Source organism: Roseibium aggregatum (genome assembly GCF_014692675.1).
Classification (GTDB): Bacteria; Pseudomonadota; Alphaproteobacteria; order Rhizobiales; family Stappiaceae; genus Roseibium; species Roseibium aggregatum_C.
In genome coordinates, this window is the sequence record NZ_JABFCZ010000004.1 from 144,254 (window position 1) to 170,175 (window position 25,922).

A 25,922-nucleotide genomic window follows, 5' to 3' on the forward strand; every position below is an offset into this window, starting at 1 on the left:
GGCGGTCATGGGCACGCAAACGGCAGAGCGGACCGGCCGGCGCATCAGGATAAAGGGACTGGTGCAGGGCGTCGGCTTCCGGCCTCACGTCTGGCGCCTTGCCACGGACCACGGCATTTCCGGCTCGGTCCGCAATGACGGCGAAGGGGTCGAGATCGACGCCTGGGCGGAGGCGGACCGACTCGACCGGTTTCTGGCCGCCATCCGTTCCGAAGCGCCGCCGCTCGCCCGTATCGACAGCATCTCCTTCAAGGACCTTTCCGAGCCTTCCCCCGGCACGGCCTTCGAGATCGTCAAAAGCGTCGATGGCACAGTCTCGACCGGGATCGTTCCCGATGCGGCCACCTGCCCGGCCTGCCTCGCCGATATCCGCGATCCCGAGAACCGGCGTTACGGCTATGCGTTTACCAACTGCACCCATTGCGGACCGCGGCTTTCGATCGTGCGCGCCATACCCTATGACCGGGCCAACACGTCCATGGACGCGTTTCCCATGTGCGAGGCCTGCCGCTCGGAATACGAAGACCCCGGCGACCGGCGCTTCCACGCCCAGCCGAACGCCTGTCCGGTGTGCGGTCCGAAGCTGTGGCTGGAGGACAAAACCGGCCCCGTCGATTGCGCCGATCCCTTGCAGGAAACCGCCCGCCGGATCGGTCAGGAACAGATCGCGGCGATCAAGGGCATCGGCGGCTTTCATCTGGCCTGCGACGCGCTCAACGAGACCGCTGTCACCGAACTGCGCCGGCGCAAGCGGCGCCCGGTCAAGCCGCTGGCCCTGATGGCAGCAAGCCTGTCGGAGATCCGGAAATATTGTCGGGTCACGCCAGCCGAAGAAGCGCAGCTCAAAAGCGCTGCCGCACCGATCGTATTGCTCGAAGTTCAAGGGGAACCCCTCGCCCCCTTTATAGCCCCCGGGCAGGATCGGCTCGGCTTCATGCTGCCTTACACGCCCCTGCATCACCACTTGCTGGCCGCAGTCGACGGACCTCTCGTGTTCACCTCGGGCAATCTCTCCGACGAACCACAGGCGATCGATAATGACGATGCCCGGGGCCGCCTCTCGGAGATTGCCGATGTCTGGCTGATGCACGACCGGGAGATCGTGAACCGGCTCGACGATTCCGTCGTACGGATCGATGCGCCGGGTCCCCAGATCCTGCGCCGCGCCCGTGGTTTTGCCCCGGCGCCGCTGGTGCTCCCGGACGCATTCCAGGAAAGCCTGCCGGTGCTCGCCATGGGCGGCGAACTGAAATCCACCTTCTGCCTGCTCAAGGACGGTCAGGCGATCCTGTCCCAGCACCTCGGCGATCTGGAAGAAGCCGCCACCCACGCGGAATACCGCCGGACGCTTGCGCTCTACCGGCAGATCTTCCGGCACGACCCGAAGGTGATCGCCGTCGACTGCCATCCGGATTACCTGTCGACCCAGTGGGGCGAAGCGTTAGCCCGCGAGACCGGTGCCCGCATTGTCCCCGTCCAGCACCATCACGCCCATCTCGCCGCCTGTCTTGCCGACAACGGCATCGCTCCGGGCGAAGACCTGTCCCTCGGTGTCATTCTGGACGGTCTCGGCCTTGGCAACGACGGCACCATCTGGGGCGGAGAGATCCTGCTCGGCGGCTATCGGGGCTTTGAACGCAAAGGTCACTTCCTGCCCGTGGCCCTCCCCGGCGGGGCCAAGGCCATCCGGGAGCCGTGGCGGAACCTGGTCGCCCATCTCACCGCCGCCTTCGGGCCGGGCTATCTGGCCTCCGTACCAAGTGGCCAATTGGCCGACGCACTAAGAGCAAAGCAGCTTCCGGTCCTCGACAAGATGATCGCCTCCGGCCTCAACGCACCGCAGTCCTCCTCCGCCGGCCGCCTGTTCGACGCCGTCGCCGCGGCGCTCGGTGTCTGCTTCGACAAACAGGATTTCGAAGGCCACGCCGGCACCGTCCTGGAATGCCTCGCCCGGCCGTACCTCGCCAGCGAAACGCCCTATCCGTTAGCGGTTGAGCAGGGAGAGCAGGCGTCGATATCGTGGGAACCGCTGTGGCGGAACCTCCTTGCCGACCTTGCGTCAGGGACGGATACCGGCCGCATCGCCGCACGGTTTCATCTAGCGCTGATCCATGGTCTTGCGGAGACAGTCAGCCAGATTAGCGCTTCCTGTGGAGTCGAACGGATCGTCCTCTCCGGCGGCGTCTTGCAGAACCAGATCCTGCACGAAGGTCTGAAGAGGCAACTCAAATGCAAGGGGCTCAATGTCCTCTCCCACCGCCACGTCCCCGCAAATGACGGCGGCCTGGCTCTGGGCCAGGCCGTTATCGGGGTATTGAGCGGAGGGTGAGACAGCGTCAACGTCCCCTTCGAACTCATGGAAAGGGGCAAGACCTTGCTCACCCACCGACCGTCATCCCGGACGCAGCGAAGCGGAGATCCGGGACCTACTCGCAGAGCCACCTGCCGCAGCTTTGACCGGGAGCACAAAGGCTCTGGAAACGAGTAGGCCCCGGGTCTCACTGCGTTCGCCCGGGGTGACGCTCCGTGGCCTCAGTTCCTCGGCAGCAGAAACCCGTCGAACAGGGCGGCGAGGTCCTGATAGCCGTCGAGGGGCAGCACATGGGCGATGTACTGGTCCGGACGAACGACGACGATGCAGCCCTTGTCCCGGTCGATGCCGCGCATGTCGTAAATGTCGTTGCCGCTCTTCACGTCGGCGCAGAACATCTTCTCCCGGTCGGTCAGCTGGTACTTGCCCTTCTTCGGCAGCAGCATCGACGGCATGGCTTCCAGTTCAAGATCGCGGAAGTACTGCTGGAACACGGCACGGACATCGATCGCGCTGTCGAGGTCAGCGCCTGAAGCCGTGTATTTCACCACCGGCGAGTCCGGGGACTGCTCGAGAAAATCGCACAGGGCGCGGATCTTCGAAGAAGCCCCCGTCGGGTCTTCCCTGTTGCCGAAGGCAAAGATGCGCCAGCGGCCGTCGGCTTCCACCGTGTGGCCCAGGTGCATCGGCTTGGCATCGCCGAGCCGGATCACCGGCGCGGAATGGAAGCGCGAACCGATCTTGAAACCTTCCGCCAGATCCTGGTGTGTGGATTCTCCCGTCAGCACCGACGGCGTGTAGACGGTCGCGACACCCGCCGTATAACGGCCGATCTGCTGGAAATGCTTCCGGACTTCGGCCGGCTCAAGCCCGTCCGGGTTTTCCGCAGACTTGACCGGCGTGCTCAGCACCCTTGCCCATGCGCTGTCGAAGTCGATCAGGTCCTGTGCAATTGCCTTGCGCTCGGCCGAATAGGTGTGCAGCAACTCTGGGCCCGAGCGCCCTTGAAGCACATAGGCGAGTTTCCAGCCGAGATTGAACGTGTCCTGCATGGAGACGTTCATGCCCTGACCCATCTTCGGGCTGTGGGTGTGGCAGGCGTCGCCGGCGATGAACACATGCGGCAGGCGGGTGGCGACCTCTTCGGCCGGCACGTCATCGAACTTGTCGCAAATGCGGTGACCGATTTCATAGACCGACCACCAGGCGGCCTCCTTCACGTCAAGCTTGTAAGGGCTCATGATCCGGTTGGCGGCGTCGATCAGGTAGTCGAGGGTGATGTTCTTGTTGGAGACACGCTCGTCTTCGGCAAGCTTGTCGAGTTCCACATAGACACGGAACAGATAACCGCCCTCGCGCGGAATGATCAGGATGCTGCCCTCATCGGCCGACTGGATCACCGACTTCATGCGGATGTCCGGATAGTCGGTCTCGGCGAGAATATCCATCACGCCCCAGGCCTGGTGCGCCGCTTCACCCTTGAGCGAACGGCCCATCGCGGTCCGCACGGCGCTGCGCGCGCCGTCGCAGCCGACCACGTATTTGGCCTTTACCGTTTCGATCTCGCCCTTGTGGGCGTCATCCACCCGCTCCAGGGTCACGGTGACCGGATAGGCATCGTTGGAGCCGCCGTTGACGACCTTCACATCCGTCACCTTGCGCGAGTAGTTCGGCGCCAGGCGGTTCGGCGAATTCAGCATCACGTCCAGATAATTGTCGTGGACGCGTGCCTGGTTCAGCACCACGTGCGGGAATTCCGACAGTCCGTCCTCGACATCCTGAATGCGATCGCTGCGGGTGATCTTCGTGCTGTCGGCCTCATCCGGCGTCCAGAAGGTGACTTCGGAAATCCAGCAGGCTTCCTTGGCGACCTTTTCGGCAAAATTGAAGGCCTGGAACATTTCCATCGTCCGGCACGCGATGCCGTCCGCCTGGCCGTGGGTGAGCGGACCTGCTTTCGGCTCAACGATCCGGGTCTTGATGTCCGGGAACTTGGAGAGCTGGGCGGCCAGCGCCAGGCCGGCCGGGCCGCAGCCGGCGATCAGCACATCGACCTCGTCGGGAAGCGTGTCCGTGTTCGCCAGATAGGCGGCATCTTCAGTCTGCTTCAGGACTTCCGGATCGCCGGTGGTGAAACCGTTCAGATGAAATTGCATGGGCGTTTCCTCCAAATTTTTCCGGCGCAGCAGTACCCGTCCGGCGCCGAGCTTGACTTTGTTCCAGCCTTGCTCGAACAAAACCTTTCCTGCGGATCATATAGTCCGTATACTGATGATCAGTATGCTGACTATTTTTGGTTTGTCAATTCGGCAGACCGCTTTTTTGGAGATGGCCGTGCAACAAATCGAGGAAATGCCGGGGCACCTGATCCGCCGGCTGCAGCAGATCTCAGTGGCGATATTTCATGCGGAAGTCGGCGCGGCCGGTTTCGATCTGACGTCCGTCCAGTATGCGGCCCTGTCCAAGGTCAATACCCATCCCGGGATCGACCAGGCGACGCTTGCCGGCCTGATCGCCTATGACCGGACCACCATCACCGGCGTGGTCGACCGTCTGGTGCAGAAGGGTTTTCTCTCTCGCGAGGTCAGCGAGACGGACCGCCGCGCCCGTGTTCTGCACATTACCGACGAGGGATTTGCAGCCCTGCAGAAGATCCAGCCGGCCGTCCTGGAAACACAGAAAATCATGCTGAGCGGGCTGAGCGAACCGGAGCAGAAGGAATTCATGCGCCTCCTGGAGAAGGCAACCTCTGCCCTGAACGACCTCAGCCGCGCACCGATGAAGACCGCGAAATCAGGTGCGGAAAAATAGGGTACGGGCTTCTAAATCGGCCGGCTAAGCCACCGCAGATCGTGCCTCAGCGCCGGGGCTTGTGCCCGACCGGAATGAGGTCGCCCGGAACGAACCGGCGCAGCAGGCCCCAGATCCCCTTCGGCTCGACCAGGATCACCCCGATGGAGATCACGCCCAGAATGATCAGGTGCCAGACGCCCAGATCGTTCAGGAATTCCCGGATCAGGAAGAACACGATGGTGCCGATGATCGGGCCCTCGAAACTGCCGACCCCGCCGATGACGACGATGAAGATGATATAGACCGTCCAGTCGAGGATGCTGAACGACGCCGGCGGCGCCACCCTGAGCTTCTGCATGGTGATGATCGCCCCGGCCATGCCGAGGAACGGCGCGACCCACAGGAAACAAAGCACCCGGGCCCGGCGCAGGTTGACGCCGATGGCCCCGGCCCCCTCCTCGTCGTCGCGCATGGCCGTCAGGCCGACGCCGATCCGCGAGCGCAGCAGGTACCAGGTGGACAGGAACGCGGCCGCCAGCAGCGCAAACGCCAGCCAGTAGACATTCGCGTAACGGTCCGGGGTCGAGGCGCCGAAGGACTTCACGAAGGAAACCGGCATGCTCTTGCCCGAGCCGCCGCCAAAGGCCGACAGCTTCCCGGCCGCCAGCATCAACGTCTCGGCGACCACCCAGCTGCCGACCGCCAAATAACCGGCGCGCAGGCGGAAGATCAGGCCCATGACCGGGATCGCGAAGATCAGCGACACGACACCGGCGAGCAGCACCGACAGGTAGGGGTCGACGCCGAGCAGAACCAGGAAGCCGAAGAAGGCATAAGCGCCGATGCCGACGAATGCATGCTGGCCCACGGTGACGATATCGGCGTAGCCGGCCAGCAGGTTCCACATCATCGCCAGCACCAGCAGCGACATGAATTCCGTTGTCAGCTGCATGCCGCGCAACGACAGGAATGCAGGAGCCGCGATCAGGAAGATGACACCGGCAATCAGCGCAAGGCGCCCGAGAAGGATGGTCGGCTTCATCGGTCAGTACCTCGGGAACAGGCCCTGCGGCCTCAGTGCGAAGATGATCAGAAAGACGATATGGCCGGCGAGCACCTGCCAGGCCGCATCGAACTGGCCGCCGACCGCCTGCGCCACGCCGAGGATGATTCCGCCGATGAGCGTACCCCACAGGCTGCCGAGACCGCCGAGCACCACCGCCTCGAAGGCGATCAAGAGCCGGCTCGGTCCGCTGGTCGGATCGAAATTGGTCCAGACCGACATGAATCCTGCGGAAATCGCGATCGTCACGCCGACGAAGCCCATGGCAAGGGCGAAGATATGCGGCGACGGCAGGCCGATCAGATTGGCGGCCGCCACATCGTCGGACACCGCCCGGATGCGGGCGCCGATCCGGGTGCGGTACAAGAGCCGGTCGAGCAGCCACACCATGAGGATCGCCGACACGAAAATCACCAGCGGCAGAACGCCCACATTGATCTCGCCGGCAACATGGATCGTGGCGTATTCGATCACCCCGCCCTGAACTTTACGCGTATCGGCGCCGTAGGTTCCCTGAAGCGCGTTCTGGATGATGATCGACAGCCCGAAGGTCACCAGGATCACCGGCAACACGTGCTGGCCGAGCACCCTTTGCAGCAGGAGACGCTGCAAAAGATACCCCCCGGCGAAGACCACCGGCAGCGTGATTGCTGCTGCCACCAGCGGCGACAGGCCGAGGCTTGTCGTCAGTGTCAGCACCAGGAAACAGACGAGCACGATCAGGTCGCCATGGGCGATGTTGATGAAGCGCATCACGCCCGCCGACAGCGACAGGCCCAGCGCGAACATGGCGTAGAGACCGCCGAGCAGGATGCCCTGGACGATCTGATTGACCCAGACGCCGGTCATTCATGCCCCCCGAAATATGATTTGATGACGTCGTCCCGGCTGACCTCGTCCGGCTTGCCGGACAGGTTCACCTTGCCCTCGAGCATGCAGTAGAACCGGTCGGCGACCGCGAGCGAGCGGCCGATGTCCTGCTCGATCAGAAGGATCGAAACGCCCCGGTCCCGGATATCCGGCAGGATCTTGTACAGTTCATCGATGATCACCGGCGCCAGTCCGAGACTGATCTCGTCGCACAAAAGAAGTTTCGGATCCGCCAGCAGGGCACGGCCGAAGGCGACCATCTGCTGCTGGCCGCCGCTGAGCTGGTTGGCCGGCTGGTTGCGACGTTCTTTCAGCACCGGAAAGAAGCCGTAGATATCCTCCCGGCTCATCCCGCCGCGCCGCCCGGTTTCCCAGCCGAGGGTCCGGTTCTCCTCGACCGTGAGCGAAGGAAACAGCCGCCGGCCTTCGGGCACCAGCGCCACCCCCTGCTTCACGATGTCCGGCGTTCCCCTGCCGACAAGGCTTTGCCCCTCGAAGCGGATGTCGCCCTCGACCTTCGGCACCTGGCCGACGATAGCCTTTAAGAGCGACGACTTGCCGGCGCCGTTGGCGCCGATGATCGAAACGATCTCGCCTTCCCCGACGTCGATCGAGACGTCCAGGAGCGCGCGAAACTTGCCGTAATAAACAGACAGGCCGTCGATTTTCAGAAGCGGATTTGCGCTCACCCCTCGACCCCCAGATAGACCTGTTTCACATGGGCGTTTTGCAGAACCTCGTCGGGCGAGCCGGAAACGATGATATTGCCGCCATGTAGCACCGCGATCCGGTCGGCCAGCCGCCGCAGCGCATGAATGACATGCTCGATCCAGACGATGGTGGTGCCCCTGTCGCGCACGCCGCCGATGATCTGGAGCAGGCTGTCGCATTCCGCGTCGGTCAGGCCGCCGGCGATTTCATCGAGCAACAGCATACGCGGATTGCTGCCGAGCGCCTTGGCAAGCTCCAGCCGCTTGAGGTCAAGCAGGGACAGGTCCCCCGCCGGCGTGTTCTTGCGGTGGGCGAGCTCGACGGTTTCCAGAACCTCTTCGGCGCGCTCGGCGGCATCGCGCATCTTCTGGCCGCCGCCGTGCAGGCCCGCAGCCAGAACGTTTTCGAACACGCTCATGTTGGTGAAAGGCTTCGGCACCTGGTAGGTGCGCGCGATGCCGAGGCGGCAACGGTCCCACACCTTTGTCCGGGACAGGTCCTTGCCTTCGAACAGGATCTCGCCGCTGCTCGGCGTCTGGACACCGGCGATCAGATTGAACAGCGTTGTCTTGCCGGCACCGTTCGGCCCGATGATGCCCAGAACCTCTCCCTGAGGAACGCTCAGGTCGAGATTGCTCAGCACATTGAGCGCGCCGAAACTCTTGGATAGAGCATGCAGGTTCAGCATCTCGGCCTATCCATCTTTTGATACGAACATTGTGCTGCGGAAACTGTTGGAATTTCAAGGCGGGAGACGAAAAGGAACGCCGCGCCCGAGAAGCGGACGCGGCGTCCAGGCTGCCTAGCTGTACTTGATCAGCATGGGCTCTGCATTGACCGGAACTTCCGGCGTGGTCGTGTTGTCCACGATCACCATGTCGAGCGGGAACTTCTCGCCCTTGACCCACTGGCCGATGACGAGCGGTGTCTCCGCGGTATTCGGGAACGGCCCCTTGGTGAAGTCGAGCGCACCCACGATGGACTTGTAGTTGGTCGTCTTCAGGGCGTCGCGGATGGAGCCCTTGTCGTCGAGGTTCTCGGTCCGCTTCAGCGTGTCGAAGATGACTTCGAACAGGGCATGGCGGAAGCCGAGCGGCAGCGACCACTGCCGGCCGCTAGCGGCCTCGTATGCGTCGGCGAGCTCAAGCGAACTCTGGCCGGTCAGGCCGGAGCTGTAGGGATGGTACTTGCTCCACCAGACTTCGGTGCTGAGGCCCAAAGCGCGATCCCCGAGCGGCTCCATGGCCTGCGGGAATTCGCAGGCCTTGCCGACATAGACGATCTTCGGCTGGAAGCCCTGCTGGGCCGCACCGTTCCAGAAGGTCGTGAATTCCGGCGGCGGCAGCACGCCCTGGATGATCTCGACATTGGCGGCCTTGAAAGCGGCGATCTGCGCATTGTAGTTGCTCGCCGGCATGTCGAACCGGCCCGGATCGATCACAGAAAAACCTTCGGATTCGAAATACGGCGGGAAGCCGTGCGCCTTGTCCGACTGTGCGATGCCGTCACCGTCGTTCGGCCACAGCCCGCCGATCACCTTGTTGGTTTCCAGACGCTTCCAGTACGGCACCAGCGCACGGGACAATCCGCCGCCGGAGAAGAAGAAGTGATAGGTCCAATCCCAGCCCACGGCCGGATCGCCGTTACGGCCGAAGAAATAGGGCTCCAGCGGTGCGTCGTTGCTGACGCACGGCACGCCGTTGATTTCGCACTGGTCCGACACCGGGTTCACCGTTTCCGGCGTGGCGAAGGTCGCCACCAGGTCGACCTCGTCCTGCAGGATCAGCTCCTGCGTGACTTCCGCGGCCCGGTTCGGGTTGGACTGGCTGTCCTTGATGATGATCTCGTACGGATGCTTGGTCCCGTTGACGTCGATGCTGCCGCCGAGCGTCTTCTGCACCTGGTCGAGCACGAAGGGTATGTGTTCGGTGAAGAAGGCCAGCGGACCCGTGCTCGGTTGCACGAGGCCGATCTTGATGGTCTTCGGCGTGGCAAGGGCGCGGGTCATGAAACCCGGCGCGGCGGTTGCGGCTGCACCCGCGGCGAGACCCGACAGAGCCTGCCGGCGGTTAATGGAAAATGGTGTCTTGGTCATGTTTCCTCCCCAGGAATGACGCCCGCCCTGCTCCTCCAACACGACGGATATGATCCACAATTTTGACGATAATGCGAAAATGGTTGGAAGGCAAACTAATTGGATGACTAGACCTGGATCGCCTGTGTATATAGTTTGAAATCAAACCATAACAGGGAGGAGATCATGCCGAAAATCGAAGGGGGCGAATTCTGGCGCGGCATCAAGCCGATAGAGCAGGTTTTCCGCGCCGACGCCCAGCCGGAAGCCTATGTCGCCAACGCCCCGACCGAGGACGAGCGCTACTACGTTCCGTTTTCCGATACGGTGTTCTCGCGACCGCTGTGGATCTCGCCGAGCCAGAACAAATGGGCGGACATCCTCTATGCCAAGGCCGCCGGCCTGGTGAACCGGCACTATCATCCCCACGAGGTCTTCGCCTACACGATCTCCGGCAAATGGGGCTATCTGGAACATGACTGGATCGCAACCGCCGGCGACTTCGTCTACGAATCTCCCGGCGAAGGCCACACGCTGGTCGCCTACGATCACGAAGAGCCGATGCGCGCCTATTTCATCGTCAAGGGTCCCCTGATCTGGCTCGACGAGGACGGCAACAGTGCCGGTCATTTCGATGTCCATGACTATCTCGCCATGTGCCGCGCGCACTATGAAAAGGTCGGTCTCGGCGCCGCCGCGATCGACGCTCTGATCCGCTGACCACATCACCGCTGCAGTCCGGAGGGAACATGAACGCTCTTGGCAACAAGACCTGCATCATCACCGGCGGGGCCGGAAGCCTCGGGCTTGCGGCCGCGAAGCTGTTCCTGGCCGAAGGCGCCAGGGTAATGCTGGTCGATCTGAACCCGGATACCCTTGCCGATGCGAAAGCCGAACTCGGCGGCGGCGGCAATGTCGATACCTGCAGCGCCGACGTATCCAGCGAAACCGATGTTCAGCGCTATGTGGAGGCGACCTGCACCCGCTTCGGCAATATCGACGTCCTGTTCTCCAATGCCGGAAATTTCGGAACGGTCGCACCGATCGAGGACTATCCGACCGGGATCTTCGACGCGGTCTACGCTGTCCATGTCCGCGGCGCGTTTTTGGCCGCAAAACATGCGGTGCCGCACATGAACGACGGCGGCTCGATCGTCATCACCTCGTCCGTCGCAGGCACCCGCGGCGATCCGGGCGTCTATGCCTATATCACCGCGAAACATGCCCAGACCGGACTGATGCGCTGTCTCGCCAAGGAGCTGGCCCCGCGCCGGATCCGGGTCAACACCATCCATCCGGGTCCGATCGACAACGCATTCCAGCTCTCCGTGGAAGAAGGTTTGGCTAAGGAGATCGGACGGGACGGAACAGAATTCTTCAACGAGATCATTCCGCTCGGCCGCCACGGCAGCCCCGACGAAATTGCACGTTCCGTACTTTACCTTGCATCCGACCAGAGCAGCTTTACAACCGGCGCCATGCTGATGGTCGATGGAGGAATGAGTGCATGAGCAAAACCAAGGGGCAACCTGAAGCCTCCCCGTCTGAGGAAGAGGGAAAAATCCGCCTGGGCCCGCTGGAAAACTTCATCGGCTTCAACCTGCGTCTGGCGCAGGATGCCTCGTTCCAGACCTATGCCCAGCACGTCGGCAAGCCCCATCTGAGACCCGGCCGATTCGCCGCCATGATGTTGATCCACCAGAACCCCGGTCTCACCCAGATGGAGCTGAGCCGGGCGATCGCGCGCGACAAGTCTTCCGTGACCCCCCTGGTCCAGACCCTTCAGCGCGAGGGCCTGATCACCCGGACACCGTCGGAAATCGACCGGCGCCGGGTCACCCTGCGGCTGACCGACGCCGGGGAAGAGGTGCTCAAGTCGCTGCTGGCCCATGCCGAGGAACATGACAGGAAACTCGATGCCATCGTCGGCGACCGCAAGGCCGAGCTTCTCGAGCTGCTCAAGGACATCGTCAAACACCTGACCTGAAACGTGTTTCCAGCACGTCTTCGGGCCACAACAAAACCACCAAGGAGGTTTCCATGAAAATCGACATGCTCATCAACGGGGAGCCGGTTGGCGCAACCGGCGGAGCGACCTTCACCCGGAACGATCCGGTAACCGGCGCGCCCGCCACCACCGCACCGGCGGCCACCGTCGCCGACGCCATCGCCGCGGTCGATGCAGCCGCAGCCGCCTTCCCGGCCTGGTCCAGGATCGGCCCGAACGAACGCCGCACCCTGCTCCTGAAAGCCTCCGAGGCACTGGCGGCAAAGAAGGACGAGTTCATGCGGCTCGTCGTTGAGGAAACCGGGTCGACCGCGATCTGGGGCGGCTTCAACGTCATGCTCGCCAGCCAGATGCTGCGCGAAGCCGCGTCCATGACAACCCAGGTCGGCGGTGAGGTTATCCCGTCCGACAAGCCCGGCTCGCTTGCCATGGGCATCCGCCAGCCGGCCGGTGTCGTTCTCGGCATGGCGCCTTGGAACGCCCCCGTCATCCTCGGCACCCGTGCGATCGCCATGCCGCTCGCCTGCGGCAACACGGTCGTCCTGAAAGCCTCCGAGCTCTGCCCGGGCATCCACCGCCTCATCGGCGAATGCATGAACGAGGCCGGTCTGCCGAAGGGCGTGGTCAATGTCGTCACCAATGCCCCGGAAGACGCGCCGCAGATCGTGGAAGCGCTGATTGCGCACCCGGCCGTCAAGCGCGTCAACTTCACCGGCTCCACCCGCGTCGGCAGGATCATCGGCGAACTCGCCGGTCGCCACCTGAAGCCCGCGCTGCTGGAATTGGGCGGCAAGAACCCGATGCTGGTTCTGGACGATGCCGATATCGATGCCGCGGTCAATGCCGCCGCCTTCGGCTGCTACATGAACCAGGGGCAGATTCTGCATGTCCACCGAGCGGATCATCGTCGATGAAAAGGTCGCCGACGAATTCGTCTCGAAGCTCGCCGCCAAGGCCTCCGGCCTGCCGGCCGGCAACCCGCGTGAACATGTCGTCCTCGGTTCGCTGATCGACCTGGCACCGGCCGAACGCATGGACGCCTTCCTGGAAGACGCCAAGGCCAAGGGCGCCAAGGTTCTCGCCGGCGGCGGCCGTGACGGCACCATCGTTCAGGCGACCGTCGTCGACAACGTCTCGAAGGACATGCGCATCTACAACGAAGAGTCCTTCGGTCCGGTCAAACCGGTCATCCGCGTGAAGTCGACCGAGGAAGCCATCGCCGTTGCCAATGACACCGAATACGGCCTGTCGGCTGCGGTCTTCGGCAAGGACATCATGCGCGCGATGGAGGTCGCCAAGCAGATCCATTCCGGCATCTGCCACATCAACGGCCCGACCGTTGCCGACGAGGCGCAGATGCCGTTCGGCGGCGTCGGCGCATCCGGTTACGGCCGGTTCGGCGGCAAGGCGGCCATCGACCAGTTCACGGACCTGCGCTGGATCACCATCGAGGATCCGCATCAGCATTATCCGTTCTGATCGGTCAGCGGAAAAAACAAAGAGCGGGCCAGTGCCTCATCCGGCACCGGCCCGTTTCGTCGTTATTCGGGCAGGATCCGGCGAATGTCCGGATTGACCACGCGGCGCATTCGGGTTGATCTTGCTTCATGAAAATTCCCAACCGAGTCCGCCTGCGTCATATCCGCTGTTTCCTGAGCGTGGCCGAGCACGGCTCGGTGACCAAGGCCGCGGCCGCACTCAACACCGTGCAGCCGGCACTTTCGCGCACCTTGCGCGAACTGGAGGCGGAACTGGGCCAGCCGCTGTTCGAGCGCACCGCCAAGGGGCTTGTCCCGACCCAGGCCGGAGAAACGCTGCGCCGTCACGCGCTCACCGGCATGTCCCAGATCGAGCGCGGCATTCAACTGGCAAGCGGCGACGAGCAGCAGCACACGGTTTCGGTCGGCATGCTGCCGAATGTGTCGCGAACCCTCGTCCCCAAGGCCGTTTCCAGGTTCAAGGAGATCGCTCCGGACATCGACGTCCGGCTCTATTGGGCCAATGTCGCGGAGATCGTCGACCGGCTGCGCCAGGGCGATATCGATTGCATGGTCGGCCGTCTGCCGTCACTGGAACACATGGCAGGCGTCAGTTTCGAACACCTCTATTCCGAACCCCTCATCTTTGTTGCGCGCAAGGGACATCCGCTCGCCGACGTACCCAATCTCACGCTAGACGATATCGATCGGGGACTCGTGATCGTGCCGCAGCCGAATACGATCATCCGGCGGGAACTTGGCAAGTTCACCACCGGGCGGGGCCTGGCCGAGTTCTCCAACAAGATCGAAACGGTTTCCTTCGAATTCACCAGGGCGTTTCTGGCCGCCCAGGATGCCGTCGCCTGCATGCCGTTGGGGTCTGTACGCCAGGAGCTCGCCGACGGCCGGCTTGTCGTCCTCGACATTCACGGCGAGGAACTGACCGGGTCGGTCGGCCTGTCGTTCATGACCGGCCGCGATCTCTCGCCTGCGGCCGCACAACTGGTCGAGGTCCTGCGCGAGGAAGCCCGCGCCTACGCCTAGACCCAGGACAAGGCCATAACATATTTGTTATATTGTGGACGATATCTCTATTATCGCGTCCGGTCATCAGCGGTTAGGTTGATTTCAAAGGCTCAAAGAAGCCTCAGGGAGGAAAAGCGGCATATCAGGTAAATCCGGCGATCACGCGCCCGGATCCTATTGTTCCGGCTGATTTTCTTCCCTTTTCAGTCTGAGGCATGGCCGTCTTTGCACGCCTCAAAACCAGGAGAGATCATGCGGAAGACCAGGAACATTCTGTTCATCATGTTCGACCAGCTGCGCTGGGATTATCTGAGTTGTTATGGTCATCCGCATCTGAAGACGCCGAATATCGACCGGCTGGCGCAAAAGGGCGTGCGCTTCGACAGGGCCTATATCCAGTCACCGCTGTGCGGCCCGTCGCGCATGTCCACCTATACCGGCCGCTACGTCCACAGCCACGGCGCCTCCTGGAACCAGGTGCCGCTGAAGGTCGGCGAACGGACCATGGGCGACTACCTGCGCGACAACGGCATGGGCTGCTGGCTGGTCGGCAAGACCCACATGGAAGCGGATGCGGAAGGCATGCGCCGCCTCGGCCTGGAACCCGACAGCGTCATCGGCGCCCGCGTCGCCGAATGCGGCTTCGACATCTACGAGCGCGATGACGGAATGCGCCCGGAAGGCCCGGACGGCCTTTACGATCCGGGCGGCGCGCTCAAGTACAACGAATATCTCCGCGAAAAGGGCTATGACGGCGACAACCCGTGGCACGACTATGCCAACTCCGGGATCGATGACGGCGGCAATGTCCTGTCCGGATGGTTCCTGAAGAATTCCGACGAACCGGCCAACATCGCCGAGCAGGACAGCGAAACGCCCTACCTGACCCGGCGCGGCATGGAGTTCATCGAGGCTCAGGGCGACCAGCCCTGGTGCTGTCACCTGTCCTACATCAAGCCGCACTGGCCCTATATCGTGCCGGCGCCCTATCACGACATGTACGGGCCCGAAGACTTCCTCCCCGCCGTCCGGAGCCAGGAGGAATTCGACAACGCCCATCCCGTCTTCAAGGGCTTCATGATGGCGCCGGTCGGCCGGGCGTTCTCGCGCGACGACATCCGCGACAAGGTGCTGAAAGCCTACATGGGCCTGATCAAGCAATGCGACGATCAGATGGGCGTGCTGTTCGACTGGCTGAAAAAGACCGGGCGGATGGATGACACGATGATCGTGGTCACCTCCGATCACGGCGATTTCCTCGGCGATCACTGGCTCGGCGAGAAGACCTTCTTCCAGGACGCCTCCACCAGGGTGCCGCTGATCATCTATGACCCGTCGGCCGAAGCCGACGCTACCCGCGGAACCGTGTGCGACGAGCTGGTCGAATGCATCGACCTGCTGCCGACCTTTCTTCAAGCCGCCGGCGGCGACGTGGCCGCCGTCGATCACATCCTGGAAGGCAAGTCGCTGATGCCGGTCCTGCATGGCACGCAGGAGGGGCCGCTCAGGGACCACGTCATCTGTGAATATGATTATTCCGCAAGTCCGCTCGCCGGAAAGCTCGGCCTCGACCCGGCGGAGGCGCGCATGTTCATGGTCGCAAACAAGGACTGGAAACTGATCCACTTCGAAGGCGGCTTCCGGCCCATGCTGTTCGATCTCAAGAACGACCCCGGCGAACTGGTCGACCTTGGAGAAAGCGAACAACTGCAGCCGGTGATCGACGAACTCTACGACAAGCTGTTTGCCTGGGCGCGTCGGCCGTCCCAGCGCACGACCATGTCCAGAAGTCAATTCATCGGCGCGCGCGGCAAGGGCTCCGCCAAGGGGGTCCTGATCGGCATCGTCGACGAAGGCGACGTTCCATCGCCGATATCCGCCAACTATGTGGGGCGGAAGGCCAGGGACCGCAGGGAGACAATGAAACAGGCCGGCGAATAAACACCGGCGTCAATCAGAGAATAAAAACCGTTCATCATTGGGAGGAAAACATGATGACATTGACCAGACGGGCCTTCGGCGCTGTTTCCTGCGCTGCCATGATTGCGCTCGGAAGCGGTTCGGCCCTTGCGCAGGCCAACCTGACCGCCGAAACCTCAAGCCCGGGGAACTCACCGCACCTTTCGATCATGCATCTGGCCGACGTGCTCGGTCGCGACGGCATCGCCAATCTGCAGGTCCAGGAAGGCCAGACCCTCACCAACTCGATCCAAAACGTGGCCGAGGGCAAGACCGATATCGCGGCCCTGCCGATCGTGCTGCATTTCCTCCTGGAAAAGGGCCGCGGGCCCTACTCGAAACAGGGCGAAAACGGTGCCAAGCTCGCTGCCAATCTTCGCGCGCTTTACCCCTATAACGCCGGCGCCTACGGCCTGATTGCCCATACCAGCTCGAATATCGAGAAATGGACCGACCTGAAGAACAAGACGGTCTTCAACGGACCGCCGCGCGGCGCTGCCCTCGTCAATGCCCGCCAGGCGATCCAGATGGCCGCCGGTTACAAGGACGGCGAGGACTACAAGGGAATGCAGGCCAACTGGGGTCAGCTTGCCAACATCCTGGTCGACGGATCGGCTGATGCATTCGTTGTGCCCCTGACCTTCCCGTCCGAACGCGTCACCATCGCCCTGTCGGCCGGCAACGTGAACATCGTCTCCACGCCGAAGGAAATCTTTGAGGGCGAGGCCTTTCAGAGACTGCTCAAGGCGCCGGGCAACGTGCCGATCGTCGTGAAGTGGGAAAACATGGGCTACGGCGACGACCAGGGCGTGACCCTGATCTCTGAAGACGGAACCTTCCGCGGCATGGGCACGGCGTTTGCCGATGTCGTCAACAAGGACATGAGCAACGAGATGGCCAAGGCGATCACCGCCTCGTACATCAAGTCGATGGAAGAGCTGAAGGCCAAGGCGCCCTATGCGAAGAACATCAACATCGGTGTCCTGGATGCAGCGGATTCCGGTTTCTGCGGAGCCTTGTCGCTGAAGTACCATCCCGGCGCCGTCGAGGCCTGGGAAGAGGCCGGATACACGGTTCCGGACTGCGCGAAATAACGACAACAGGCGGCGGGGCGTAAAATCCCCGCCCGTTTTCCTAAATGATTTACCGGGCGACGACTGCGCCCGACACACGCGCGTCTTAACGCACAGGCGGACGGCGACAAGGCCCGGACATGAACGCTGAAACGGAACATTCGCAACCCTTGTTTGCCCGGCCGGACCGGTGGGCGGCCATGCTCGGCATGGTGCTCGTCGTCATCGGCCTGATGAACACCATCCCGTCCATCCCCGGACTGGACGCCTTCTTCCAGAACCTGACCGGCAATCCGAATTTCGCGATCCGCAAGTACCCTTACGAATTCCTCTATCCGCTCGCCTTCGTCATCATGATGACGGTGGTCGCGCTGAAGCATTCCTTCTATCGCAGCGCCATCAACCGCAGCCCGCTTTACAAGACCCTGTCGCTTGGAATGGACATCGCCCTGGTGGCAACCGCCATCATCATTGCCCTGTCCTATCTGATCGAGATCGATTCCGTCTGCCTGATCGACCAGTTCACCGGCGAACGCGCCGAGCTGATCGCAAAGGCGCTGAGGGAAGAAAAGGAATTCGCCGAACTCTACGGCCTCCCCGTTCCGACCAGCGTCGACGATCCGGCCTGCATCAACAATCTCGGCATCTGGATCTTCGCCGTCGTCGGCGGCGCGATCACGGTGTTCCTTGCCTATAACGTCAGGGTCTGGGGCTTCCCGCTGGTCGCGGTCGCCATCGCCATCGCCGCCTACACCATGATCACCGTTCTGATCTGGTACGTGTTCGGCGCCCATGACATGAACAAGTACCTGATCACCAAGCTGGGCGGCGAACCCAGGTTGCTGATGGACGGGCGGCCCAATGTCGAGGACATCCTGGTCAACAATGCCCAAGGGCTACTCGGCCGCTTCATGGGCATCCTCTTGAACACCGTGTTCCCCTATATCGTGCTCGGCTCCCTGTTCGGCATTTCCGCAGGCGGCCAGTCGCTGATCAAGATCGCCTTCCTGTGCACGCGGCGCTTACGCGGCGGGCCGGCCCATGCGGCCATCGTCTCCTCGGCCATGTTCGGCACCATTTCCGGCGGTCCGGTCGTCAACGTGCTCTCCACCGGCGTCCTGACCATACCGATGATGCTGAAGCGCGGTTTCTCCAAGGTGTTTGCCGGCGGTGTCGAGGCCGCGGCTTCGAGCGGCGGGCAGATCATGCCACCCGTGATGGGGGTCGCCGCCTTCGTGCTTTCGGCGATGACGGTCGTACCCTATCGGGAAGTGATCATCGCCGCCGTCATCCCGGCACTCGCCTATTTCGGCTGCCTGTTCCTGTCCGTCGTCTTCCAGGCGCGCAAGCAGGGTATTCAGGCGGTTGGCGAACTGACCGCCGACATGAAGCTGACCCGCGACGACTGGATCCACCTGATCATGATCGTGGCGCCGATCCTCCTGATCCTGTTTCTGCTGGTCACGCCGAAGGAAGCGATCGGCTGCGGCCCCATCGCCTCGCTGATCGGTATCGAGACCATCGTGCAGAACGGCGTCTGCCGGGCGGAGCACCTGCCCTGGCTGTTCCTGCTGGTCCAGAATTCCGCGGGCGACGCAGGATCCGCGGGCTGGTGGGCAACGGCCCTGCTGGCCGTCCTGTTCTTCCTCGACAAGGACATCCGCAAGCAGCCATCGAAGCTGCTCAAGGCCTTTTCCGATGCGGGCATTCTGATCAGCACGCTCTACCTGATGTTCCTGGCCGTGTCGGTGATCGACTTCTGCCTGAACTTCACAGGCCTGTCCGGCTTCATCGCCCGCGACATGCTGAACGTGCTGCGCAGCTTCGGACCCGAACTCCAGTCCGGTGGCGTGTTCCTGTTCCTGGCGCTCGCCGTGACGATGGTGCTGGCAATCCTGCTCGGCATGGGCATGCCGACGGTACCGGCCTATATCAACGTGGCGCTGCTGATGGGACCGATGATCGTCGGGCTGGGCATCGCCACCTTCACCGCCCACATGTTCATCTTCTTCTTTGCGGTGGCATCGGCCATCACGCCACCGGTCGCGGTGGCGGCCTTCGCCGCCGCCTCGATAACGCGGGCGGATCCCATGGCGACGGGCTTTTCGGCGGTGCGGTCAGGCGTCGTGATGTTCGTGCTGCCGTTCATCTTCGCCTTTTATCCGGAACTGCTGCTGATCGATGCCGCCAAGCTCGACCCCGGCGCGACCGCCGGCAGCGCGCAATTCATTGCGGGCTACACATCCGGGATCGACTGGGGAGACCTGACCTATGTTCTCGCCCGGCTGGTGGTTTCGCTCTATTTCCTGTCCAGCGCACTGGCCCGCTTCGATGCGCGGAAGATGGGAGGCGCCGAGGTCGTCCTGCGCATGGGACTGGCCGTGCTCGTCATGATGCACGATCCGATGATTGCACTGCCGGCCCTGGCCGTCGCGGCTCTCTATCTCGGCTGGCACTGGATTTCGGCGCGGTCGCAGCAGAGGCTAGTGCATCCTGCGTTCAAGTGAACGCAGACCAGATGCTCTAACGTTTTAAGATCGATCAACTTTTATGCTTTCATGTATTCCTACATGAAAGCAGGTTGATCTAGCGCTGACCGATCAGGCGTAACAGTTCAAGGGTAACGTCGGATTACTTGCTGCCGACGCCGTGGGCGTTGTCGGCGGCGCGCATTTCATGGGGCGTGGCAACGCCATCCCGATTGGCATCGGCGATGGAAAAGGCATAGCTGTAGGCGCGCAGGAAGCGGATCTTCTTTGCCGTTTTCGAACCGGAACTGGCCATAGCCTGGATGAATGTCCTGAACTCTTCCCGCGTCAGGACCCTGTCTTTGTTCGTGTCGGCCTTCATAAAGGCGCTGATCTCGGTCTTGGTTGGATTCAAGTCGAGCGCTGCCGCGGAGAGGGGCAGAAAACCGCCGACGAGAAAGAAGGGTGCCAAACTGAAGAGAGCCCGAGCCCGCATATATCCAAAGCCTTATTACGCCGGTTAACCGATCTACACGTTGAGAACGCGCGTAAAATACAGACTGTTGTGGCAAATTTCGGGCGCGAATTCGACATTTTCGGCTTCTGTGGGAACCGGAGTGGCCTGATTATCCGATCCGGGCCGCGATGCTCTTGGTCTTGCAATAGGATTTCAGACCTTCGATCCCCTTTTCCCGGCCGAAACCGGACTTCTTGTTGCCGCCGAAGGGCACCTCGACACCGCCGGCGAAATACTCATTGATGAAGATCTGACCGGCGTCGATCCTGCGCGCGAGCCGGTTCGCCTTTGAAAAATCGCTCGAATAGATGCCGGCAACAAGCCCGTACTGGCAATCATTGGCAAGCTCCAGCGCATGATCCGCATCGTCGGCCACCTGCACGGTCAGCACCGGACCGAAGATTTCCTCCCGGACCACCTCGTCGCTTGGCGCGGCCCTGTCGATGATGGTCGGCTCAAAGAACCAGCCCTTGCCGGTATCCGGATCCGTGGTGACAGATCCTCCGGTCGCAATCTCCGCCCCCGCCGAACGTGCGCGGTCGACAAAGCCGGCGATCTTTTCCAGATGGGAGGCCGAATTCACCGGCCCCACATCCGGATTGCGCAGGCCATGACCGAGTCTCAAAGGTCTTGTCCGCCTGACCAGTTCCTCGACAAAATCGTCATGGATGCCTCGTTCGATCACGAGCCGCGAACCGGCGGAACAGATCTGGCCGGCATTTTCGAAAATCGCGCCCATCACCCCTTCCATCGCCTTCTCGCGATCGCAATCGTCCAGGACCACCACGGGCGATTTCCCGCCCAGCTCCAGAACGACCCGTGTGACCTCGCGCGCAGCCGCGCTCATCACCGCCTGGCCGGTCGCAACGGAGCCAGTGAAGGTGATGTGATCCACGTCCGGATGGCTCGTCAGCGGCGCGCCGACCTCTGCACCTGTCCCGGTCACCACATTGCATACCCCGTCCGGCAGCCCGGCCTTGGTGAGGATCTCCGCCAGAAGCAGGGCGGTAAACGGCGTCTGCTCCGCGGGCTTTGCCACCACCGTGCAGCCGGCGGCGAGCGCCGGCGCCAGCCCGCGTGCGGTTGTCGAGATCGGGTAGTTCCACGGAATGATATGGGCCGTCACGCCCACCGGCTCATGGATGGAATATCCCAGATAGTCCGGGCCCAGCGGAAAGCTGTCGCCCTGGAGCTTGTCACAGGCTCCTGCGTAATATTCAAAGCAGCGCGCCGCGCCGCGCACGTCTCCCAGCGCTTCGTTGAGCGGCTTGCCGCTGTCGAGGCTTTCGGCCACGGCGAGCCTTGCCATGTTTTCCAGGATCAGACCGGACGCCCGCTGCAAGATGCGCGTGCGTTCCACCGGCGCCATGTCGCGCCATACATTTTCAAAGGCACGGCGTGCGCTTTCGACCGCCTGATCCACATCCGCCTTCGTTCCGGCGGCAAACGAGGCAAAGGCCTCGCCCCTTCCCGGATCGAAACTTTCCATGCTCTGGTTGTGGGACGGTCTGGAGAATTGACCGTCGATGAAGTGGCCGTCGGGAAGCCCTTCGAGCGTCCCGGTCTTGAGGACTTCGGCGGCGAGCGTTTCTGCTGTCGACATGATCACGCTTCGACCTCGCTGATCTGATAGGCGGATTTCGCCAGCCATTCCGGAGCGACCTCCACACCCCAGCCGGGTGCGTCGGTGACCGTGACATGACCGTCTTCAACCTCATAAGGTTCGGAGGCGAACAGGCCGTACTGCCAAGGGTAGTAATCCCCCTCCTCGATGGAGAATTCCAGATATTTGCCCGGGTTCGGAATGGCGCGCAGCAGATGCATGGTGAAGAGCGTCACCAGCGACAGGTTGGCCGAATGCGGCGTGCAGGGAATGCCGGCCTGATGCGCCATCTGCGCCACCTTCATGGACCGCAGCATGCCGCCGAGATAACACACGTCCGGCTGGACGATATCGACCACGCGTCCGTCGACCATCCGTTGCCAGTCGACCAGCGAACAGTCCTGCTCGCCGCCGGCCACGTCGATGTTGAGCGCATCGCTCACCTGTTTGGTCTGGTCATAATGCCAGTAGGGGCAGGGTTCCTCGTAGTGGGAAATGCCGTTGTCCTCAAGGAACCTTCCGGTCTCGATCGCCTTTGCCGGCGAATAGCAGGAATTGGCGTCGACCATGAGCTGGGTGTCGTCGGCGAACGCCCCGCGCATGGCCGGAACGATCGCCTCGGTACGGCCCGGCCATTCGTCCTGGTCGTGGCCGCATTCGGCACCGATGCGGAACTTGAAGGCGGTGAAGCCGCACTCGTTCTGCAGCCTTTTCAGCCGGTCCACCTCGTCATCCGGCGTGATGTCCCGCTTCATGGACGAACCGTAGGCGCGCACCTTGCCCGGCGTACCGCCGAGCAATTCGCACACCGGCTTGCCTTCCAGCTTGCCGCGCAGATCGAACAGCGCGGTATCGAGCCCGCCCATGGCTCGGCGCAGGTAGGACCCGGGGAACTTGTGCTCCTTCTCCGGAATGATTTCCATCAGGTGGGCGATATCGAAAGCGTCCTGCCCGAGCGCATAGGGCGCGACCTGCCGGTGGACCACCTGCGCCGTGATATCGGCGTAGTAAGGCGCCACCTGCCCCCAGCCCTGAGCGCCCGTGTCCGAGGTCACACGGACAAAGCAGACGAACGGGTCGGTGAAGGTTTCTATCGAACGAATTTTCATGGTCGGTCCACGTTTCTGGCACGCAAATTCATGCGGCTCGGCAACTCGGGCTTGCAAAGCTAGTCGGAATTGGCCCTGTTAGTAGATCCGTTTTGGGGAAACTGTCATACCAATTTGCGAGCCTGCCATGAAACGCCATGCCGGTGCCGTCCTCTCGTCGATCCGGATCGACAACGCCTCCGACCGGCGAAAATCGGTCCAGCTCTATATGGGACTCCGGGAACTGCTGCTATCGGGCGGTCTCAGTCCCGGAGACCGGATGCCCGCCACCCGGACACTGGCGCAGGAACTCGGCGTCTCGCGGACGACGGTGATCGACGCCATCGACCGGCTCGTCTCCGAAGGCCTGCTGGAATCCCGTGTCGGCGCCGGCACCTATGTCAGCGCGGCCCTCGCCGCCCAGCAGAAGCTGGCCGCGGTCCCGAGCGGCTCGAAGGGACAGTTTGCCGAGCCGCGCCTCTCCCATGCGGCGACCCACGCGGTGCCGGCGTTCTCGCCGCGCAGCCGCCTGCCGCACAAGTCGGCCCCCTTCATCACCGCCCTGCCGGCGCTCGACGCCTTTCCCATGGCCCAGTGGGCGAGGCTCTCCGCCCGTCACTGGCGCAAGGACAGGGATCACGTGACCGGATATGGCGAGGCTTTTGGCTATGGCCGGCTGCGCACCGCGATCGCCCAGCAGCTCAACGCGTCGCGCGGCATCAAGTGCGATCCGGACCAGATCTTCATCGTCAACGGTGCGCAGCATGCCTTCTCGCTGATCAGTGCCATGCTGGTGAATCCGGGCGAGGCGGTCTGGTTCGAAAACCCCGGCGCGATCGGCGCCCGCAATGCCTTTATCGCAAATGGCGCCAAACTGGTGCCGGTTCCCGTCGACGAAGACGGGATCTGCGTTCACGAGGGACTGGAGAAGGCGCCTTATTTCCGCCTGGCCTTCGTCACTCCCTCCCATCAGCAGCCGCTCGGGCATGTCATGAGCCTGAGCCGCCGTCTGGCATTGCTGCAGGCGGCCAAGGATGCCGACGCCATGATCGTCGAGGACGACTATGACGGCGAATTCTATTATGGCGACCAGCCGCCGCCGACCCTGAAGAGCATCGACACGCAGGAACGGGTCATCTATGTCGGCACCTTTTCCAAATCGCTGTTCCCGTCCCTGCGGCTCGGCTTCACCCTCTCGCCCGTCGGCCTGGTCGACAGCTTCAAACGGGTCTACAGCGCCTGGCAGAGCGGTGTGCCGACCGCGACCCAGGCGATCGTCGCCGATTTCATGGACGAGGGCATGTTCGCCACCCACATCCGGACCATGCGCCAGATCTACAAGGAGCGTCACGACACCCTTCTCGAGGCGGCCCGCAAACTGGAAGGCAGGCTCGATGTCCGGCCGACCAGGAGCGGTTTTCACGCGGTCGGCTTTCTGAAGAACGGCCTGTCGGAGCAGGAGGTGGTGCGCAAATCCCAGGACGCCGGTGTCGTCACCGCCGGCCTTGGCCGCTACGCCCTGACACCGATCCCGCAACAGGGCGTTGTTCTCGGCTTTGGCAGCACACCGCCCGACGACATCCGCAAGGGGATCGAAACACTTCGCAGGGTCCTCCCCTGATTGTGAATACCCGGCCTCGGAATTGGTCTGAAAAAATATCTGCAATGGATATATTTTACAGTCCAATTGGCACCTAAGCTTTTCTCATAGTGGTAAATTTGATTAGACGAAATTATCGGTGTCGATTGCATTGAAGGGAGAAAGCAATGTCGATCAAGACGACCGTGGCCGGGCTTCTGGCTGCAACCATGCTCGCGGGAGCAAGCTCCGCACACGCTGAAACCCTGAGGCTTCTGACCTGGGGGTCCTATGCGCCGGAAGAACTGATCCAGAAGTTCGAAGCCGAATATCCGGATATCGATGTCGAGGTGACCTTTTCCAACAACGAGGAAATGATCGCCAAGCTCCGGGCCACCGGCGGCGCGGGTTTCGACCTGGCCCAACCGAGCCATGACCGCATCTACGCGGCGCAGCTGGAATACAACATCTACAAGCCGCTCGATCTGTCCAAGATCAACACCGACGTCATGCAGCCCAAGCTTCTGGACGGCGTGAAGGCCAACACCACGATCGACGGCGAAGTCTATGCCGTGCCGCATCAGTGGGGCACCTCGGGCCTGATGGCAGACAAGTCCAAGGCTCCCGACGTCAAGGGCTGGGGCGATCTCTGCGATCCGAAATACAAGGGCAAGACCTCGATGCGCCTGAAGCGCACGATCCTGCTCGGCACCGCTTTCGCCATGGGCGACAACCCGTTCGAGGCCTATTCGGATCTGGAGAAATACCAGTCGATCCTCGACAAGGTCGCCGACAAGCTGATCGCCTGCAAGGACAACATCAAGGCCTACTGGAACAGCGGCGACGACCTGTCCGCCATGATGCTGTCCGGCGAAATCGTGGCCTCGGAGACCTGGGACTCCACCGCTTACAAGCTCTACGCCCAGAACAAGAACATCGTCTTCGTTCCGCCGGCAACGGGTGCGCTGGCCTGGATCGACACCTTCGCCATCCCCCGCAAGGGCAAGGCCGATGACGCCGCCTACAAGTGGATCAACTTCGTGCTGCGGCCGGAAAACGTCTCGATCATGTCCGCAAGCACCGGCGCGATCGCCTCCGTCAAGGGCGCCAAGGATCTGCTGCCCGCCGACAAGAAGGCAGCCGTGAACGCCGCCTTCACCGATGCGGATATCGACAATCTGAAATTCTTCGCCAACATTCCTCCCGGTGTGGAGGACATGGAAGGCCGCACGCTTGAGAAGATCAAGGCGGCGACCGGCGGATAATTCCGGGTCAAGGTAACGGTCCTACTTACCTCCCGA

20 protein-coding genes and 1 pseudogene are annotated in these 25,922 nt (G+C 62.4%); 12 read left to right on the forward strand and 9 right to left on the reverse strand.

Going from position 1 to position 25,922, the window contains the following annotated elements; genetic code table 11:
- Positions 1-7 precede the first annotated feature (7 nt).
- Positions 8-2,329 (forward strand): carbamoyltransferase HypF, encoded by a 2,322-nt coding sequence (gene hypF / locus HK439_RS04330; protein ID WP_190290146.1) that lies wholly within the window; start codon positions 8-10, stop codon positions 2,327-2,329.
- Between the two features lie 203 nt (positions 2,330-2,532).
- On the opposite strand, the gene HK439_RS04335 is transcribed toward hypF, so the two are convergent.
- Positions 2,533-4,467, reverse strand: a complete 1,935-nt coding sequence (locus HK439_RS04335) for an FAD-binding monooxygenase (RefSeq protein ID WP_190290147.1) — start codon at positions 4,465-4,467, stop codon at positions 2,533-2,535.
- 172 nt (positions 4,468-4,639) lie between these two features.
- Between HK439_RS04335 and HK439_RS04340 the strand changes: the two genes are divergently transcribed.
- Positions 4,640-5,122: a MarR family transcriptional regulator gene (locus tag HK439_RS04340; protein WP_235987585.1), complete on the forward strand. Its 483-nt coding sequence runs from the start codon at positions 4,640-4,642 to the stop codon at positions 5,120-5,122.
- Between the two features lie 46 nt (positions 5,123-5,168).
- On the opposite strand, the gene HK439_RS04345 is transcribed toward HK439_RS04340, so the two are convergent.
- The 5 genes from HK439_RS04345 to HK439_RS04365 form a co-directional block, all read right to left on the reverse strand.
- The gene (locus tag HK439_RS04345) at positions 5,169-6,146 is read right to left on the reverse strand and encodes a branched-chain amino acid ABC transporter permease (protein WP_190290149.1); all 978 of its coding nucleotides are present in this window, start codon (positions 6,144-6,146) and stop codon (positions 5,169-5,171) included.
- Between the two features lie 3 nt (positions 6,147-6,149).
- On the reverse strand, positions 6,150-7,016 hold the full coding sequence (locus HK439_RS04350) for a branched-chain amino acid ABC transporter permease (RefSeq protein WP_190290150.1): 867 nt from the start codon (positions 7,014-7,016) through the stop codon (positions 6,150-6,152).
- Positions 7,013-7,726 carry an ABC transporter ATP-binding protein gene (locus HK439_RS04355; protein WP_190290151.1) on the reverse strand — a complete coding sequence of 238 codons (714 nt, stop codon included), beginning with the start codon at positions 7,724-7,726 and terminating at the stop codon, positions 7,013-7,015. Before HK439_RS04355 ends, HK439_RS04350 begins: the two co-directional genes overlap by 4 nt.
- Positions 7,723-8,436 (reverse strand): ABC transporter ATP-binding protein, encoded by a 714-nt coding sequence (locus tag HK439_RS04360; protein ID WP_190290152.1) that lies wholly within the window; start codon positions 8,434-8,436, stop codon positions 7,723-7,725. The genes HK439_RS04355 and HK439_RS04360 overlap by 4 nt, the downstream gene beginning before the upstream one ends.
- 114 nt (positions 8,437-8,550) lie before the next feature.
- The gene (locus HK439_RS04365; protein ID WP_190290153.1) at positions 8,551-9,843 is read right to left on the reverse strand and encodes an ABC transporter substrate-binding protein; all 1,293 of its coding nucleotides are present in this window, start codon (positions 9,841-9,843) and stop codon (positions 8,551-8,553) included.
- Positions 9,844-10,008: 165 nt separating this feature from the next.
- Here HK439_RS04365 and HK439_RS04370 point away from each other — a divergent pair, with 165 nt between their 5' ends.
- The 8 genes and pseudogenes from HK439_RS04370 (at position 10,009) to HK439_RS04405 (ending at position 19,873) form a co-directional block, all read left to right on the forward strand.
- Complete coding sequence (locus tag HK439_RS04370) at positions 10,009-10,542, forward strand: 2,4'-dihydroxyacetophenone dioxygenase family protein (protein ID WP_190290154.1); 534 nt, start codon at positions 10,009-10,011, stop codon at positions 10,540-10,542.
- A 29-nt stretch (positions 10,543-10,571) separates the two neighbouring features.
- Positions 10,572-11,333, forward strand: a complete 762-nt coding sequence (locus tag HK439_RS04375) for an SDR family NAD(P)-dependent oxidoreductase (protein ID WP_190290155.1) — start codon at positions 10,572-10,574, stop codon at positions 11,331-11,333.
- Positions 11,330-11,809 (forward strand): MarR family winged helix-turn-helix transcriptional regulator, encoded by a 480-nt coding sequence (locus tag HK439_RS04380; RefSeq protein WP_209011550.1) that lies wholly within the window; start codon positions 11,330-11,332, stop codon positions 11,807-11,809. Before HK439_RS04375 ends, HK439_RS04380 begins: the two co-directional genes overlap by 4 nt.
- A gap of 53 nt (positions 11,810-11,862) precedes the next feature.
- Positions 11,863-13,309 (forward strand): annotated as a pseudogene (locus HK439_RS04385) (aldehyde dehydrogenase).
- A 128-nt stretch (positions 13,310-13,437) separates the two neighbouring features.
- A complete protein-coding gene (locus HK439_RS04390; protein WP_209011551.1) occupies positions 13,438-14,352 on the forward strand; it encodes a LysR substrate-binding domain-containing protein in 915 nt (304 codons plus the stop codon).
- Positions 14,353-14,586: 234 nt separating this feature from the next.
- Complete coding sequence (locus HK439_RS04395) at positions 14,587-16,275, forward strand: sulfatase-like hydrolase/transferase (RefSeq protein ID WP_190290156.1); 1,689 nt, start codon at positions 14,587-14,589, stop codon at positions 16,273-16,275.
- Between the two features lie 53 nt (positions 16,276-16,328).
- Positions 16,329-17,387, forward strand: a complete 1,059-nt coding sequence (locus HK439_RS04400; protein WP_190290157.1) for a TAXI family TRAP transporter solute-binding subunit — start codon at positions 16,329-16,331, stop codon at positions 17,385-17,387.
- 119 nt (positions 17,388-17,506) lie between these two features.
- Entirely contained in the window at positions 17,507-19,873 is a 2,367-nt protein-coding gene (locus tag HK439_RS04405; RefSeq protein WP_190290158.1) for a TRAP transporter permease, read from the forward strand.
- Between the two features lie 124 nt (positions 19,874-19,997).
- Here the strand turns inward: HK439_RS04405 and HK439_RS04410 are convergent, their stop codons facing one another.
- From HK439_RS04410 to HK439_RS04420, 3 genes are all read right to left on the reverse strand, one after another.
- Positions 19,998-20,249: an EF-hand domain-containing protein gene (locus tag HK439_RS04410; RefSeq protein ID WP_190290159.1), complete on the reverse strand. Its 252-nt coding sequence runs from the start codon at positions 20,247-20,249 to the stop codon at positions 19,998-20,000.
- Between the two features lie 211 nt (positions 20,250-20,460).
- Positions 20,461-21,954, reverse strand: coding sequence for an aldehyde dehydrogenase family protein (locus tag HK439_RS04415; RefSeq protein WP_190290160.1), 1,494 nt, complete (start codon positions 21,952-21,954; stop codon positions 20,461-20,463).
- Positions 21,955-21,956: 2 nt separating this feature from the next.
- Positions 21,957-23,063 carry a mandelate racemase/muconate lactonizing enzyme family protein gene (locus tag HK439_RS04420; protein WP_190290161.1) on the reverse strand — a complete coding sequence of 369 codons (1,107 nt, stop codon included), beginning with the start codon at positions 23,061-23,063 and terminating at the stop codon, positions 21,957-21,959.
- Positions 23,064-23,190: 127 nt separating this feature from the next.
- Between HK439_RS04420 and HK439_RS04425 the strand changes: the two genes are divergently transcribed.
- Both HK439_RS04425 and HK439_RS04430 read left to right on the forward strand, forming a co-directional pair.
- A complete protein-coding gene (locus HK439_RS04425) occupies positions 23,191-24,663 on the forward strand; it encodes a PLP-dependent aminotransferase family protein (protein WP_190290162.1) in 1,473 nt (490 codons plus the stop codon).
- 146 nt (positions 24,664-24,809) lie between these two features.
- Positions 24,810-25,886 (forward strand): extracellular solute-binding protein, encoded by a 1,077-nt coding sequence (locus HK439_RS04430; protein WP_190290163.1) that lies wholly within the window; start codon positions 24,810-24,812, stop codon positions 25,884-25,886.
- The last annotated feature ends 36 nt before the right edge of the window (positions 25,887-25,922 follow it).